A 15,195-nucleotide genomic window follows, 5' to 3' on the forward strand; every position below is an offset into this window, starting at 1 on the left:
TGTACATGATCGCGTACGGCTTCAGTGAATACGGCGGACCCGACACCGAATACCTTCTGGACCTACCCGTCGCCGAGCCGGGATCTGGCCAGATTCTCGTCGCGGTCCACGCCGCCGGCGTCAATCCCGCGGATTGGAAGGTGCGGGCGGGCAATCGCAAGGACACCGTGCCGATCACCCTGCCTGCGGTTCTCGGCCGGGAAGTATCGGGCACGGTCGTGTCGGCCGGTGCCGGTGTGGCCGACTTCTCGGTGGGCGACCACGTGTTCGGAGCCACCGCGTCGGGATACGGAGGCTATGCGCAGTACACCGTGCTCAACGCGTCGAGCACAGCCCACAAGCCCGAATCCGTGTCCTGGGCGGCCGCAGCCACTCTGCCGGTGGCCGCCGGGACCGCATACGACGCGCTGGCGCGGCTCGCCGTGGGCGCGGGTGATTCCATCCTGGTGCTCGGCGCGGGCGGCGGCGTGGGTTCGACCGTTCTGCAACTCGCGCGAGCCGACGGTATCGACGTTCTCGCAGTCGCGAGTACGGGCAAGCAGGAGTGGATCGAGAGCCTCGGAGCCGAATTTCTCGCGTCCGGCGCCGATTTTGTCGACTCGCTGTCACGACCGGTGAACGGCATCATCGATCTCGTCGGGGGCGAGAGCTTGCGCGCCGCGGCGACCGCTGTGACGGCGGGGATACCGATTGTCAGCGTTGCCGACCCGGTGCTCGCGGCGCAGTGGGGTGGTTCCGGTGTCGATCGCGACCGCACCACCGCGGCATTCGCGCGGCTGGCAGACCTGACTGCGTCGGGCATCATTCGTCCGCGTATCGACCATGTGTTCCCGCTCGAGCGTGCGGGTGAGGCTCTCGCCCTGGTCGAGGACGGGCACGTGCTCGGCAAGGTCGTGGTCGAGGTTCGCTGATGCCGGGTTGGCGTGAGCGGAGAACTGTCGGTGCGTTCCGGCACACTGCTGTCACAAGGAACGACGACCGAGTACGAAGATCGACGATGGGGCGTGCGTGAGAAAGCTGTGGGTGGCGGTACTGCTGGTGATCGCTGCGGCCGTGATGGCTGTGTTCGGCTCGTGCGACCGGCCCGCCATCCCCGGTTTCTCCCCCGCCGAACCCGCTCCGGGTAGTCCCACTCGCACTCAGGTCGAGCAGTTGCTCGCGCAGGTTCGCGTGGTCGCCGCCAGGCCCGACGCCCTCGGCTACGAGCGCGGATGCAAGAGCGGCGAAGGGTGTGTGTTCGGCCCGGCGTGGACGGACGACTACGACGGGCCGGGTGGTCACGACGGCTGCGGTACCCGCGACAACGTCCTGGCGCTGTCGATGACGGAAGTCGAGTTCCGGGCCGGCACTCGCGACTGCGTCGTGCTGTCGGGTTCGCTCGCAGATCCGTACTCCGGTGAGCCGATGCAGTTCACCAAGGCCGATGCCGGAAAGATTCAGATCGATCACGTCTACCCCCTGTCCGCCGCGTGGGACATGGGCGCGAACACGTGGTTGCCCGACAAGCGAATTCGGTTCGCCAACGACGTGGCGTTCAATCTGCTCGCGGTCAACGGAGCCGACAATCAGAGCAAGAGCGACAAGACACCCTCGCAATGGTTACCGCCGAACGAGGCGTACCACTGCTTCTACGCGGGAAAATACCTGTCGGTCGCCGCCCAGTACGAGTTGCCGATCACCCAGGCCGATCAGGGTGTTCTCGCTTCGGTCGCCTCGACGTGCGCGGCGTAAAGTCTCAGCGATGGCACCAGCACACGCGCGCAGCTTCCTCGACCGTAAGACACAGCTCTGCATGTCTTTGTCCGGCCGACCGAGCAACATCGGAACACGTTTCCACAACTACCTCTACGACGAGTTGGACCTGAATTTCGTCTACAAGGCGTTCACCACCACCGACCTCGCCGCAGCGGTGGGAGGCGTTCGCGCGCTGGGCATTCGAGGCTGCGCCGTCTCCATGCCGTTCAAGGAAGATGTCATCGAATTGGTCGACGTGATGCACGAGTCCGCCAGCGCGATCGAATCCGTCAACACGATCGTCAACGAGAACGGCGTCCTGCACGCATACAACACCGACTACCAGGCCGTCGCGAACCTACTCGGCGCGAGTGGCTTCTCCACCGATTACTCGGTGGCGGTCACCGGCAGCGGCGGTATGGCGAAGGCTGTCGTCGCCGCACTGCGGGATTCGGGTTACACCCGGGGTACCGTCGTCGCCCGCAACTCGAACACCGGCCCCGCCCTCGCCGAGACCTACGGCTACGACTGGTCCGCCGAAGCGGTGGGCGCAGACCTGCTGGTGAACGTGACCCCGGTGGGTATGGCCGGTGGACCGGACGCTGATTCGGCACCGTTCACCGACGAGCAGATCGACGCGGCGAAAGCCGTGTTCGACGTCGTCGCCATGCCGTCGGAGACGCCCCTGATCGTCGCCGCTCGGGCCGCCGACAAACCCGTGATCACCGGCGCTCAGGTCATCGCCCTGCAGGCAGCAGAACAGTTCGTCCTCTACACCGGAGTCCGGCCGTCGGACGAACAGATCGCGCGCGCATCGGAGTTCTCGCGCAGGTGACTCACAGGTGCTGCCACCGGGGCTTGTTGGCGTAGGCGTACCGGTAGTACTCCGCGAGTGCGAGCGACGACGCCGCGGCCTCGTCCAACAGCACCGTTGCGTGCGGGTGCCATTGAATGGCCGACGCCGGACAGTACGCCGACAGCGGTCCCTCGACGGCCGCCGCCACCGCGTCCGCCTTCGACTCCCCCGTTGCGATCAACACGAGGTGGCGCGCCTCGTCGATGGTGCCCAGCCCCTGCGTCAGTACGTGATGCGGTACGTCCTCGGGAGAATCGAAGAACCGGGCATTGTCGACGCGAGTCTGTTCGGTCAGCGTCTTCACCCGCGTCCGCGATTTCAGTGAGGATCCGGGCTCGTTGAAGCCGATGTGCCCGTCGGTGCCGATTCCGAGGATCTGGACGTCGACGCCACCTGCGGCCGCGATCGCGGCGTCGTACCGCTGCGCCTCTGCCGCTATGTCGTCCGCTTCGCCGTCGGGCGAGAAGACCGCGGCGTCGTCCAGGTCGACGTGGTCGACGAAGTTGTCTCGAATGAACGAGAAGTACGACTGCTCAGCGGCTTTCGCCAGTCCGATGTACTCGTCGAGGAGGAAGGCGCGACAGTGCGCGAACGACAGGCCGTCCTCCCGATGCCGCCGCGCCAATTCGCGATAGGTGCCCACCGGGGTCGACCCGGTTGCGAGGCCCAGTACAGGAGTGGAGCCGGCGGAACGACCCAGGGGCGCAGGAGTGGAGCCGGCGGAACGGCACAGGTTGCCGGTGGAGCCGGCTCGTACTATTCGTTCGACGATGTCGGCGGCCGTTCGATCCACTGCGTCGACCCCCTCTAGGATCACTACCTCCATCTAGCTGTCCTCTCCGATTGCAGTTCCGCCTCTGATCACCTGTAGTGGCTCGAACGCCGCGTCGACCACCAGGACGTCGGCTCTCTTGCCCTGTTCGAGGCAGCCGATCTCGGAGTCGAGGCCGATCAATGCCGCCGGAGTCGACGATGCAGCCCGCACCGCCTCGACCAGGGGCACGCCGGCGTCCAGCACGGCTCGGCGCACCAGGTCCAGCACGGTAGCGGTTCCGCCCGCGATCGGAGCGGTCTCGTTGTCTGCGTCGCGGGACAACCGTGCAACCGCGTGGCGGACGGTCACATCCAGTGGTCCGAGTCGATAGCGACCGTCCGGCATGCCGGCTGCGGCCATCGCGTCGGACACCAGCGCGATCCGTGCGCCACCGACGAGATCGAACACCGCACGCACGGTCTCGTCGGCGAGATGCACTCCGTCGCCGATCAATTCGAGCACCATCACGCTGCGTGCCGCGGCCGCCAGGCACTCGCTCACCGGGCCCGGCGACCGATGATGCCAGGTCGGCATTCCGTTGAACAGATGTGTTGCAGTCATGGGGCCGTTCCCCAACGACTCGATACCGCGTCGGGTGGTGAGCGCGTCGGCGTCCGTGTGCCCGATGCTCGGCAGTATTCCGTTCTCCCGCAACATCTCTGCGATGACCGCGAACCCGTCGATCTCGGGTGCCAGGGTCATCGACCGCACCGCGTCGCGGCCCGCGTCCAGTAGGTCGCGGAGCAGTCCGGGATCTCCGCTGCGCAGCGAGGCCGGATCCTGTGCGCCGCAGCGTGCGATGGCGAGAAACGGCCCCTCGAGGTGGACGCCTGCGATGTCACCGGATTCGTACAGATCGGCCAACAGCGACGTCTGCGCGATCAGCCGATCCGGCGGTGCCGACACCAGTGACGCGAGCATCGTCGTGGTCCCGCGAGAGCGGTGATGCCGTACCGCCGTCATGAGATCGACGGCCGGTGAATCCGGAAACGACGCCCCAGCTCCACCGTGGCAGTGCAGATCGACCAACCCGGGGAGGATCGTCGAATTCGTTTGCGGTACGGCCTCACCGGGCCACGCCGATGTCGGCCCGACCCACGAGATCCGGTCTCCCGTCGATGCGACGACGCCGTCCTCGATCACTCGGTCGCGCGTGACGACCCGTCCGCGGTGCGTCGTCGCAGTGGATGCGGTCATGCTCGATCGGGTTCGAGCACGGCGTCGTCCTCACGTCCGGGGGTGCGCAGGTTCCACTTCTTGATGACGAAGCTGAACAGGAAGTAGTAGATCACCGCGTACACCAGGCCGATCGGAATGAGGAGCCATGCCTTGGTGGCGATTCCGTAGTTCAGCAGGTAGTCGATGCCACCGGCGGAGAAGAAGAAGCCGTCGTGGATTCCGAGGGCATTGGTCAACGCCATCGAGGTTCCGGTCAACACTGCGTGGATGATGTAGAGCGGCCAGGCCACGAACATGAACGAGTATTCGAACGGCTCGGTGATTCCGGTGACGAAGGCAGTCAGGCCGGTGGACAACATGATTCCGCCGACGATCTTCTTCTGCGACGGCTTGGCGTTGCGGTAGATCGCGAATGCCGCAGCGGGGAGGGCGAACATCATGATCGGGAAGAATCCGGTCATGAACACTCCGGCGGACGGGTCGCCGGCGAAGAACCGGTTCAGATCGCCGCGGACCAATTGACCGCTTGCATCCTGGTAGTCCCCCACCAGGAACCAGACGACGGAGTTCAGAATGTGGTGCAGCCCGGTGGGAATGAGCATGCGGTTGGCGAAGCCGTAGATTCCGCTGCCCACCACACTGTGGTCGGCGACGGTGTTGCCCACCCATTGTAGAGCGCTGTAGAAGAGTGGGTACACGAACGACATGATCACGGCGACGACGAGTCCGGTGATCGCCGTCATGATCGGCACCAGACGACGGCCGCTGAAGAAGCCGAGATAGTCCGGCAGCTTCTGGCGATAGAAACGCTGCCAGAGAATTGCCGAGAGCAGTCCGATGACGATTCCTGCCAACACGCCGTAGTCGATCACGGCCGGGTCACCGTTGGCATCGACCTCTCCGTCGAGCACGACCGGCGACATTGCCGTGAAGACGCCGTTCATCACCATGTAGCCGACCACCGCTGCGAGCGCGGTCGAACCATCGGACTTCTTGGCCCAGCCGATGGCGATACCGACCGCGAAGATGAGGGGAAGCCAGGTGAAAACCGACTGACCGGCGGCGGAGATGACCGCAGCAGTGGTCTCCAGTGCGCTGAATCTCCCCAGCAGGTCGTCCTGACCGAGCCGCAGGAGAATTCCGGCGGCAGGCAGAACAGCGATCGGCAGCATGAGGCTGCGACCGAACCGCTGCAGCCCGGCCAATGATCGTGATTCCTTCTTCGGCTCGGTATCGATCGAGTCCGTCTTCTTCGGGGTCATGGCGACCTTCTCTTCGAGGCTGGTCCTTCGAGGGCGATTTCGCTGTTGTGACCGGATGCCATCAGGGGTACTGTCCGGTCATTACCAGTTGTAGTTTGGCCAGGTGGCAGGCTCGTGTCAACCCGGCCGTGTGATCCACCCGACAGATACAAGCCGACAGAAAGCGAGAATCCACATGTCCAAAGCGGACGCGATCGTCGAAGGCCTCGGCGGTGCCGACAACATCGTCGAGATCGAAGCGTGCATCACTCGGCTGCGCACCGAGGTGAAGGACGGGTCGTTGGTGAACGAGGCGGCGCTCAAGGCGGCAGGTGCCCACGGCGTATTTCACAAGGGAACCGCCGTTCAGGTCATCGTCGGTCCCGAAGCGGACACGCTCGCCGAAGACATCGGCGACATCCTGTGAGCACAAGGACGATCCTCAGCCCGGTTGCCGGGCAGGTCATCTCGCTCGCCGACGTGCCCGACCCGGTGTTCTCGGCGCAGATGGTCGGCTCCGGTGTCGCGCTACGCCCGGCTCCGAGCGACGGGTCCGTCGAGGTTCGTTCACCGGTCGCGGGCACGATTCTCAAACTTCACCCGCACGCGTTCGTCGTCTTCACCGAGGACAAGGCGGGCGTGTTGGTGCACATCGGCATCGACACCGTGAAGATGAAGGGCGCGGGCTTCGAACTCGTTGCAGCAGAGGGCGATCGAGTCGAGGCCGGCGACCTCGTCGTCACCTACGATCCCGCAGCGATCGCGGCGGCGGGCTACTCGGATGTCGTTCCGGTGGTGTTGATGGATTCGAAGCCGGATTCGGTCACGAGTGCGAGCATCGACGACACCGTGGCAGTGGGCGACCTTCTGTTCGAGCTGCCCTGATCTCACCGACGCTGCGGGGTGCGTCGCCCGCCTTCGACTTCCATCGACAGTTGATACCGATCGCAGCGGTACCAGCTCTCGGTATGTTCGAGCGGCTCGTCGCCGCTGAAGGAGACACGGTCGAAGTACAGCACGGGGGCACCGCGCTTGGTGCCGAGCAGGGTGGCGGTATCACTGTCTGCTGCAGTGGCTTTGACGGTCTGCTCGGCCCGGTCGATGGTCAATCCGTAATGGATCTGCACGGCCTCGTACACCGATTTGCTCAGGTCGTGCTCGATGAGGCCGGGGAGCAGGGAGGCCCGGTACCACGCATCGTCGACGCTGACCGGTTCGGCGTCGGCCAGTCGTAGACGCTTGACGTGGTAGGTCTGTTCTCCGTCGGCCAGGCCGAGGGCGCGAGTCGTTGCCGCCGAAGGGCTTTCGAGCCGTGCGAACAGCACCACCGTGGTAGGCGTCAATCCTTGCGCGCGCATCTCCTCCGAGAACGACGCCAGGTGCAAACGAGACTGCACGGTGCGACTGGCCACGAACGTGCCCTTGCCACGCACCCGAACCAGGTGTCCGTCGTTGACGAGCTGGCCGATGGCCTCGCGGACGGTGATGCGGCTGACGCCGTAGTCCTCCATCAGTTTTCGCTCGCTGGGCATCAGATCGCCGGGCTGCAACTCCTTGGTGCAGCGGTGCAACAGAATCGCGCGAAGCTGTTCGTGCTTCGGAACCTGACTGTCCCTCAGATGTACGGGCATCACCACTGCGCCGGCCTTTCCGTCACTCGCCGACCCAGCGGTACGGACTGGTCCGGTCCAACCCAAAGACTACGTCACGTCGACCGTGCCCCGACAGCGTTCGGCCACCGACTCGGAGCGCCGACCCGGCTCGACGGGAAACGACGCGACAGGCGACGGCCCACAGTGCATCATCGTCAGTCGTGACCACTGCCGACGCCGCCGACAGACCGACGCCGCTCTCGACCCCCATCAGCGCGGGAATCGTGGCCTCACTGGTCGGCTTCACCAGCTCGTTCGCCGTCGTGCTGACGGGCCTGCGGGCGGTAGGGGCCAGCCCGACCGAGGCGGCCTCCGGATTGCTGGCGCTGTGTGTCACCCAGGCCGTGGGCATGATGTGGCTCGCGCGCAGATACAGACAGCCCATCACGCTGGCGTGGTCGACGCCGGGCGCTGCGCTGCTCGCCGGAACCGGCATGGTGGTCGGAGGGTGGCCCGCCGCAGTGGGTTCGTTCGTCACTGTTGGGGTGCTGATCGTCCTGACCGGCCTGTGGCCACGACTCGGCGCCGCGGTCTCGAAGATCCCGATACCACTCGCTCAGGCGATGTTGGCCGGAGTGCTGCTACCGCTGTGCGCGGCACCGGTCGTTGCATTTGCCGACTCACCCGCCCGGATAGCTCCGGTGGTACTCGTCTGGCTCCTGGTACTTCGATTCAACGCGCGATGGGCGGTTCCCGCTGCGTTCCTCGCGGCGGCTGCAGTCATCGCAGCGGACTTGATCGGCGGCGGCACACCCATCGCGGCATCCGATCTGATTCCTCGGATCGACTGGACGATTCCGCACTGGACGTGGCAGGCGACCGTCGGTATCGCGGTGCCGCTGTACATCGTCACCATGGCGTCGCAGAACATCCCGGGCACCACCGTCATGGCGTCGTTCGGCTACCGAATTCCTTGGCGTGCGTCGATGACCGTCACCGGAACCGGAACCGTCCTCGGGGCTTTCGCGGGTGGGCACACGATCAACCTCGCCGCGATCAGCGCTGCGCTCGCGGCGAATCCCGGTGCCCATCCGGACCCGAAGCGGCGTTGGGTCGCGGCTTTCTCCGCGGGCTCCTCGTATCTGGTGTTGGCGCTGCTGTCCGCGGCACTGGCAACCCTGGTTGCCGCAGCGCCTGCAGGCGTGGTCGAAACCGTTGCCGGACTTGCCTTGTTGGCAACTCTCGCGGCGTCGTTGTTCGGTGCACTCGAACATGCATCGGACAGGGAGGCGACCGTTCTGACGTTCCTCGTCGCCGCTTCCGGCCTGACATTCGCAGGAATCGGCTCCGCATTCTGGGCACTGGTGGTCGGGCTGGTGGTCCGTGCGATCCTGCGTCGTCGGTCCCCGGCGACGCCCGCTCCCGACGCCACTGGTTAGGGTCACGTTCATGACCGATCAGGTGAACCCAGGGCCGGAGTTGTCGCACGCATCGGACTTTCCGGCTCTGTGGCCCGTGACGACGCGATGGGACGACAACGACCACTACGGCCACGTCAACAACGTCACCTACTACGCGTATTTCGATACCGCCGTCAACGGTTGGTTGATGGAGACGACGGGACTCGATATCCGGACACTGCCGGCGATCGGAGTCGTCGCCGAAACCTCGTGCCGCTACCTGTCCGAGCTGAGCTTCCCGGATCGCCTTCAGGTGGGCTTGGCCGTCGAGAAGCTGGGCACACGAAGCATCGTGTACTCGCTCGGGTTGTTCCGCGAGGCCGGCGACGATGCGTTGGAGTTGGCGGCGAGGGGTCGATTCGTACACGTGTACGTCGATGGGGTCACCCGTAAGCCGGTGGCGATTCCGCCCGAAATCGAGAGCGCAGCGCGCACTTTGGTGATCGGGACCGCGTCGAGCTGACCGACTAGAGGCCGATCTCGTCGGCCGTACGCAATGCCCTGGTGACGATGTCGTCGATGAGCGTCGTGGTCGGCCCGCCTGCCACGGCCCGGTTTCGCGAGTCGGCTTCCATCCGCCGCATGACGCCTTCGGCGATGATCGAGAGCTTCCACAGCGCCAACACCTGCCAGAATCCGACGTCGGAGACGTCGCGCCCGGTGTGCTGCGCATACGACTCGACAAGCTCGGCCCTGGTTGGAAAGCCCGGCAGAGTCGACGCCATGAACGGACCGGCGACCCCGTCGTCGGCTTGCGGCCAGTAGGCCAGCAGACCGCCGAGGTCCGCCAACGGATCTCCGAGTGTGCACAGCTCCCAGTCGACGACCGCCGCGACACGGCCGTCTTCGCGGGCCGTGATGACGTTGCTGAGGTGGAAGTCGCCGTGCACCAGGGTCACCTCGTGCTGCGGAGGAATCCCCGCTGCCAATCGAGTTGCCAGCGAATCGATACCGGGTACGTCGCGAGTGCGCGAGGATTGCCACTGCTTCGTCCACCGGGCGAGTTGGCGAGCGGCGTACGGTTTGTGACTGGCCAGATCTGCCAGACCCGCGGAGTCGAGATCGACGCGGTGGATGTCGGACAGCGCCACCGTGAGGCCGAGTCCGATGCGGCGTCGGTGATCGGGGTCGAGTTGTTCGGCTGCCGCCACCGAGTCGACGACGATCCCGTCGACGAAACTCATCAGCACGAGCGGGACCTCGGACACCGAAGGATCCTCGGTGATCGCAATCATCTTCGGAACCGGCACCGCCGTGTTCTGCAGGCCGGACAGAATTCGATGTTCGCGCACGACATCGTGTGCGGAGGCCAGCAGATGCCCCAGTGGTGGACGTCGAAGCACCCAGTTACTGCCACCGGCGTCGCGGACGGCGTAGGTGAGATTGGACTGACCGTTGCCGATCCGCTGGAAGGTGAGGGGCGAGGTTGCGCCTATCCCCAATCCTGCGATCCAGGTCGATACTGCGTCTTCGTCCAGTCCCACTGCGCCCATACAGAACCCTCACTTCGCCGCGCGACACCGTTGTCGACTGCCGTCATCGGAATTCGACCGATAGTAGCGAAGCGGAACCTGCCCTGATGCGAAAGACTCCGGGCCCGGGACGAGTCAGCTGGCGCGCACGAACGCGGGGACCAGATCCGGTGCTGCGGCCGGCACCGCTGCGCCGCGCTTGGCGGCGATTTCGTCCACTTCACCGATCAGCATTGCGACCAGCGTCTCCGGTTGGGCCGCCCACACCGAGGAGATGTTGCGCACCTCGGCCGGAGCGAAGAGGCCGCTGTTGGTCAGCGCATCGATCCACTCGGCGACGGCCTCGGCGGTGGGCTCGGGCACCGTGGAACGGTCGAGAGAGTCCGCCTCGAACTCGTTGCAAAAGAAGGCGCGGACCATGTCGAGCTGTCCCTGAGACATTGCGGTCATGTTCTTCTCCTTCGAGTGTCCGGCGTCCGTAGTTGTCGAATACCCCGTGCCGACGGGTTACGACGGGTAGCACGGTCCGTTTCCAGATCGTTATCGTTCGGGCTGTAACGGTCGAATGCGGGTTTCCGATGCGGCTGAAACTACGCCTTCCCGGTGGGTCTCGCCCAGGGTGAACTGGACTATGTGAGTATCGTCACACAGATTTACCCATCCGATCAACGCTTTGCAACGAAGCCATAGTTCGCTTTACGAACTGCTGTGACGGGGAACAATGCGAGTACAAACGCCCAGCTGAGAGGGCCGAGGCCCGACCCGGGGTGCTGTTCGGCACTCGGACATGAGTACCACCGAATCGAATCCACTCCACTCCGTTGCAGGTCAGAGGATTGTTCGGACGCATGTAAACATGCTCGTGCACCTGCATTTGGCGCTGAAACAAACTTCTAGAATTTGACGAGGCGGACTCTGCCCCTCGACGATCCATGGTTCCGCACACGCGACCCGGTGTGATCGAATCGTTACCAGAGCAGTGATCAGCCGGTTCCCAAGTTCCTCACATCCTCCGTTCAGCAGGTTCTGGCACCGTGGCACCCATGCCACCACCGAGCCTGGACTCCGGACCGATTCGCGCGTCGACCGACGCAAAGACGACTGCGCTGCCGTCCAGCACCTCGAGCCGCAGACGCAGGCGCGCCGTCATCGCGCGCTCGGCCGTGTCAGGTGCCTCTGCGGTCCTGCTGCTGATTTTCCTGATGCGGGCACCGCACATCGCAACCACGACGTCCTGGGAATCGACCCCGGCCGCGGCACTGGCCGCTCATCTACTCGATGCGATCGATGTGACCGCGATGTTGATCGCCGTAGCCGCGCTCGCCGTCGTGGCGCTGATACGCAAGCTGCCGTACGGAATCGGGGTGGTGATCGCCTGCACCGTCGGTGCCGTCGTGACCAGTGCGATCGCTCGCGAGATCATGGGAGCGTCGATGCCGTCCGCAGACCTTCCTAGCGGCCAACTCGTCGCCGTGGCCTCGCTGCTCGGAGCTGCGTCCATGGTGGCGTCCGCGGCGTGGCGGCCCGTGATCCTCGGTCTGGGAACCGTCGCAACACTCGCAGTGGCGGCGGCCGCCCTGGTAATCGGATCCGCGTCCGTCACCGGCATCGTGAGCGCCGCATCGATCGTGTTCGTGTGGTGGCCGGCGTGCTCGATCGTCATGCTCTTCTCGCCCGATGCAGCTGCCCGTGAAGCCCGCAACCCGATCGATACGGCCGCTCTGGCCGTTCGACGCAAGACGGGGCGCTCCCGGTGACGAACAACCGGAGCGCCCCATCGGTACTGCTGACTGCCCGTGACTAGAGAGCCTTGAGCTCCTCGGTCACCTCCGAAACCGATTTCTTCGCGTCGCCGAACAGCATCGAGGTGCCCTCGGCGAAGAACAACGGGTTCTCGATGCCTGCGAATCCGGACGACATCGACCGCTTGAGAACGATGACCGACTTCGACTGATCGACGTTCAGGATCGGCATTCCGTGAATCGGGCTCGACGGATCGTTGCGCGCCGCCGGGTTGGTCACGTCGTTCGCGCCGATGACCAACGTGACGTCGGTACGGGCGAACTCGTCGTTGATGTCGTCCATCTCCTTCATCGCGTCGTACGCGACGTCGGCTTCGGCAAGGAGCACGTTCATGTGCCCGGGCATACGACCGGCGACGGGGTGAATGGCGTATTTGACCTCGACACCCTTCGATTCCAGCAGCTTGGCCATGTCCTTGACCGCGTGCTGCGCCTGCGCAACGGCGAGGCCGTATCCGGGAACGACGATGACCTGGTTGGCGTACGCCATCTGGATGGCAGCGTCGGCTGCGGAGGTGGCCTTCGCCGTTCCGCCGCCTGCACCCGCAGGACCTGCAGCAGCGTCGCCCCCGCCGAATCCACCGGCGACGATCGCCGGAATGGAACGGTTCATGGCCTTGGCCATCAGGTTGGTCAGGATCGTGCCGGACGCGCCGACGATCATGCCGGCGACGATCATCGCAGTGTTGTTGAGCGCCAGGCCTGCGGCCGCCGCAGACAGACCGGTCAGAGCGTTGAGCAGCGAGATGACGACCGGCATGTCTGCGCCGCCGATGGGCAGCACGACCGTCAGACCGAGAATTCCGGCGAGTACGAGAACCGCTACGATCCACCACTGCGACACCCCGCCGCCCGGAGTGGCGTTGATGCCGATGACCACGGCGGCGCCCACAGCACCGATCAGCAGCAGAGCATTGAGCGGCTGCTGCAACTTGCCGATGGTGATGGGCGAGCCGGGCAGGGTCTCCTGCAGCTTGAGGAACGCGATCAGCGATCCCCAGAACGAGATCGACCCGATGATGGCCGCGAACAGCGACCCGATGACGATGTGGACCGTCGGCGATTCACCGTGCTTGAAGTTCGAGAATCCCGACGTGTCGAGGAATTCCGCCCACGCGATCAGCGCAACCGTTCCACCGCCGACGCCGTTGAACAGGGCCACCAACTGTGGCATCGCGGTCATCTTCACTCGGCGAGCAGGCGGGATACCGAGCGCGACGCCGACGACCAGGCCGACGACGATCAGAATCCAGTTTTCGGTATCGCGAACAGAGATCAACGTCGCCACGACGGCGAGGAACATGCCGACAGCGGCGATCTGGTTGCCACGCACGGCTGTCTTCGGTCCGGTCAGACCCATCAGTCCGTAGATGAACATGCCGAAGGCGACGATGTAGAGAATGTTGACGAGATTGTCCATCAGGAGTCAGCACCCTTCGTGGCCTTGGCAGGAACGGGCTTGGACTTGAACATGCCGAGCATGCGGTCGGTGACCACGAATCCACCGATGACGTTGACCGTTCCGAACACGAGAGCGACGAACAGGATGACCTGCAGGCCGATGGACGGATCCTCGACCTTGCCGAGCACCACCAGGGCACCGAGCACGACGATGCCGTGGATGGCATTGGTTCCCGACATCAACGGGGTGTGCAAGGTGTTGGGCACCTTGGAGATCACCGCGAAGCCGACGAACCCGGACAGCACCAGGATCGCGATGTTCGCGAGCAGCGGGGTGTACATCAGTTCTCCTTCTCACGTGTCACGCAGGCACCGGCGAGAACCTCGTCCGAGAAATCCGGAGCGAGCTTGCCGTCGACCAACATGAGTTCGAGCAATGCCGAGATGTTCTTCGAGTACAGCTCGCTGGCGTGCTCGGGCATCGAGGCCGGCAGGTTCAACGGGGAGCAGATGGTGACGTCGTGCTTGACGACGGTCTCGCCGGGCTCGGTGAGTTCACAGTTGCCACCGGTTTCCCCTGCGAGGTCGACCACGACGCTGCCCGGCTTCATGCCCTCGACGGCCGCGGCCGTGACCAATCGCGGGGCAGGGCGTCCGGGAACCAACGCGGTCGTGATGACCACGTCGAATCCCTTGATGGCCTCTTCGAGAGCCTTCTGCTGTTGCACCCGCTCGTCTTCGGTCAGCTCACGCGCGTATCCGCCCTCGCCAGCGGCGTCGATCCCCAGATCCAGCCACTGCGCGCCGACGGATCGAACCTGATCCGCCACCTCCGGACGCACGTCGTATCCGGTGGGGCGGCCGCCGAGACGCTTCGCGGTGGCGAGCGCCTGCAGACCTGCCACGCCGACGCCCAGCACCAGCACGGTAGCGGGCTTGACGGTGCCCGCAGCGGTGGTGAGCATCGGGAAGAACCGGGTGGACTCCGACGCTGCCAACAGCACGGCCTTGTAGCCGGCGACGTTGGCCTGAGAGGACAGTGCGTCCATCACCTGCGCCCGTGAGATCCGCGGGATCGCCTCGACGGCGAAAGCCTGTACTCCGGCCGCCTTCAACGCCCCGATGCTGTTCTCCGCGTTGCGCGGTGCCAGAAATCCGATGAGCGTCGAACCCGACGTCAGCTTGGCGATCTCGGCGTCGGACGGCGGCGCGACCTTCACCACGACGTCGGCCGACCATGGATCACCGATGGTCGCTCCGGCGGCGACGTACAACTCGTCGGGAATCAGAGCGCCGAGACCGGCGCCGGACTCGACGACGATCTCGACGCCCTTGCCCGCCAGGGAGGCAACGATCTTGGGCACCAGAGCGACACGACGTTCGCCCTCCCCCGATTCCCGAACCACACCGACGACAGTCGTGGATCCCGAACCCTTCTCAGTGCTCTGCGATGTATCCAAATCTCCGTCTTCCTGCGTTGAATGGTGTCCACGAATCGACCAACGGCTCCGAGCCTGCGACGAGCGGACGAACCCATGCGACAAGGCACAAGGTCCCTGATAGTAGCCAGAGGAGACAGACCGCGGGTAGCCCGGAACACAGTCCGATTCGTTCTGAATCGAGTCCGTTTCGACATTCCTCGGC

17 protein-coding genes are annotated in these 15,195 nt (G+C 64.9%); 8 read left to right on the forward strand and 9 right to left on the reverse strand.

What is annotated here, in order from left to right; genetic code table 11:
- Positions 1-5: 5 nt before the first annotated feature.
- From QM615_RS21615 to QM615_RS21625, 3 genes are all read left to right on the forward strand, one after another.
- Complete coding sequence (locus QM615_RS21615; RefSeq protein ID WP_149408047.1) at positions 6-911, forward strand: NADP-dependent oxidoreductase; 906 nt, start codon at positions 6-8, stop codon at positions 909-911.
- A 145-nt stretch (positions 912-1,056) separates the two neighbouring features.
- Positions 1,057-1,731, forward strand: a complete 675-nt coding sequence (locus QM615_RS21620) for an HNH endonuclease family protein (RefSeq protein ID WP_149408077.1) — start codon at positions 1,057-1,059, stop codon at positions 1,729-1,731.
- Positions 1,732-1,741: 10 nt separating this feature from the next.
- Positions 1,742-2,569, forward strand: coding sequence for a shikimate 5-dehydrogenase (locus QM615_RS21625; RefSeq protein WP_149408048.1), 828 nt, complete (start codon positions 1,742-1,744; stop codon positions 2,567-2,569).
- A gap of 1 nt (position 2,570) precedes the next feature.
- Here the strand turns inward: QM615_RS21625 and nagB are convergent, their stop codons facing one another.
- From nagB to QM615_RS21640, 3 genes are read right to left on the reverse strand one after another with little or no spacing between them, the layout of a single operon-like run.
- Complete coding sequence (gene nagB, locus QM615_RS21630) at positions 2,571-3,416, reverse strand: glucosamine-6-phosphate deaminase (protein ID WP_149408049.1); 846 nt, start codon at positions 3,414-3,416, stop codon at positions 2,571-2,573.
- On the reverse strand, positions 3,417-4,601 hold the full coding sequence (locus QM615_RS21635; protein ID WP_188078864.1) for an N-acetylglucosamine-6-phosphate deacetylase: 1,185 nt from the start codon (positions 4,599-4,601) through the stop codon (positions 3,417-3,419).
- On the reverse strand, positions 4,598-5,845 hold the full coding sequence (locus QM615_RS21640) for a PTS transporter subunit EIIC (RefSeq protein WP_149408050.1): 1,248 nt from the start codon (positions 5,843-5,845) through the stop codon (positions 4,598-4,600). The genes QM615_RS21635 and QM615_RS21640 overlap by 4 nt, the downstream gene beginning before the upstream one ends.
- Before the next feature lie 175 nt (positions 5,846-6,020).
- Here QM615_RS21640 and QM615_RS21645 point away from each other — a divergent pair, with 175 nt between their 5' ends.
- Together QM615_RS21645 and QM615_RS21650 are read left to right on the forward strand one after the other, a co-directional pair.
- On the forward strand, positions 6,021-6,251 hold the full coding sequence (locus tag QM615_RS21645; RefSeq protein ID WP_032393491.1) for a PTS sugar transporter subunit IIB: 231 nt from the start codon (positions 6,021-6,023) through the stop codon (positions 6,249-6,251).
- On the forward strand, positions 6,248-6,709 hold the full coding sequence (locus QM615_RS21650; RefSeq protein WP_149408051.1) for a PTS sugar transporter subunit IIA: 462 nt from the start codon (positions 6,248-6,250) through the stop codon (positions 6,707-6,709). The genes QM615_RS21645 and QM615_RS21650 overlap by 4 nt, the downstream gene beginning before the upstream one ends.
- 2 nt (positions 6,710-6,711) lie before the next feature.
- Here the strand turns inward: QM615_RS21650 and QM615_RS21655 are convergent, their stop codons facing one another.
- On the reverse strand, positions 6,712-7,455 hold the full coding sequence (locus QM615_RS21655; protein WP_170945949.1) for a GntR family transcriptional regulator: 744 nt from the start codon (positions 7,453-7,455) through the stop codon (positions 6,712-6,714).
- A 182-nt stretch (positions 7,456-7,637) separates the two neighbouring features.
- Between QM615_RS21655 and QM615_RS21660 the strand changes: the two genes are divergently transcribed.
- Positions 7,638-8,855: a benzoate/H(+) symporter BenE family transporter gene (locus tag QM615_RS21660; protein ID WP_149408052.1), complete on the forward strand. Its 1,218-nt coding sequence runs from the start codon at positions 7,638-7,640 to the stop codon at positions 8,853-8,855.
- 10 nt (positions 8,856-8,865) lie between these two features.
- Entirely contained in the window at positions 8,866-9,339 is a 474-nt protein-coding gene (locus tag QM615_RS21665) for an acyl-CoA thioesterase (protein WP_149408053.1), read from the forward strand.
- A gap of 4 nt (positions 9,340-9,343) precedes the next feature.
- On the opposite strand, the gene QM615_RS21670 is transcribed toward QM615_RS21665, so the two are convergent.
- The gene (locus tag QM615_RS21670) at positions 9,344-10,369 is read right to left on the reverse strand and encodes a phosphotransferase family protein (RefSeq protein WP_094669475.1); all 1,026 of its coding nucleotides are present in this window, start codon (positions 10,367-10,369) and stop codon (positions 9,344-9,346) included.
- A gap of 114 nt (positions 10,370-10,483) precedes the next feature.
- A complete protein-coding gene (locus tag QM615_RS21675) occupies positions 10,484-10,798 on the reverse strand; it encodes a hypothetical protein (protein WP_149408054.1) in 315 nt (104 codons plus the stop codon).
- A 593-nt stretch (positions 10,799-11,391) separates the two neighbouring features.
- Between QM615_RS21675 and QM615_RS21680 the strand changes: the two genes are divergently transcribed.
- Positions 11,392-12,105 (forward strand): hypothetical protein, encoded by a 714-nt coding sequence (locus QM615_RS21680; protein WP_149408055.1) that lies wholly within the window; start codon positions 11,392-11,394, stop codon positions 12,103-12,105.
- A gap of 43 nt (positions 12,106-12,148) precedes the next feature.
- On the opposite strand, the gene QM615_RS21685 is transcribed toward QM615_RS21680, so the two are convergent.
- The 3 genes from QM615_RS21685 to QM615_RS21695 are packed head-to-tail and all read right to left on the reverse strand — an operon-like array spanning position 12,149 to position 15,011.
- The gene (locus tag QM615_RS21685; RefSeq protein WP_149408056.1) at positions 12,149-13,570 is read right to left on the reverse strand and encodes an NAD(P)(+) transhydrogenase (Re/Si-specific) subunit beta; all 1,422 of its coding nucleotides are present in this window, start codon (positions 13,568-13,570) and stop codon (positions 12,149-12,151) included.
- Positions 13,570-13,893: an NAD(P) transhydrogenase subunit alpha part 2 gene (locus QM615_RS21690; RefSeq protein WP_068048360.1), complete on the reverse strand. Its 324-nt coding sequence runs from the start codon at positions 13,891-13,893 to the stop codon at positions 13,570-13,572. The genes QM615_RS21685 and QM615_RS21690 overlap by 1 nt, the downstream gene beginning before the upstream one ends.
- Positions 13,893-15,011 carry a Re/Si-specific NAD(P)(+) transhydrogenase subunit alpha gene (locus QM615_RS21695; RefSeq protein WP_068048363.1) on the reverse strand — a complete coding sequence of 373 codons (1,119 nt, stop codon included), beginning with the start codon at positions 15,009-15,011 and terminating at the stop codon, positions 13,893-13,895. The genes QM615_RS21690 and QM615_RS21695 overlap by 1 nt, the downstream gene beginning before the upstream one ends.
- Between the last annotated feature and the right edge of the window lie 184 nt (positions 15,012-15,195).

Source organism: Rhodococcus sp. IEGM 1341, assembly GCF_030056895.1.
Lineage (GTDB): Bacteria > Actinomycetota > Actinomycetes > Mycobacteriales > Mycobacteriaceae > Rhodococcoides.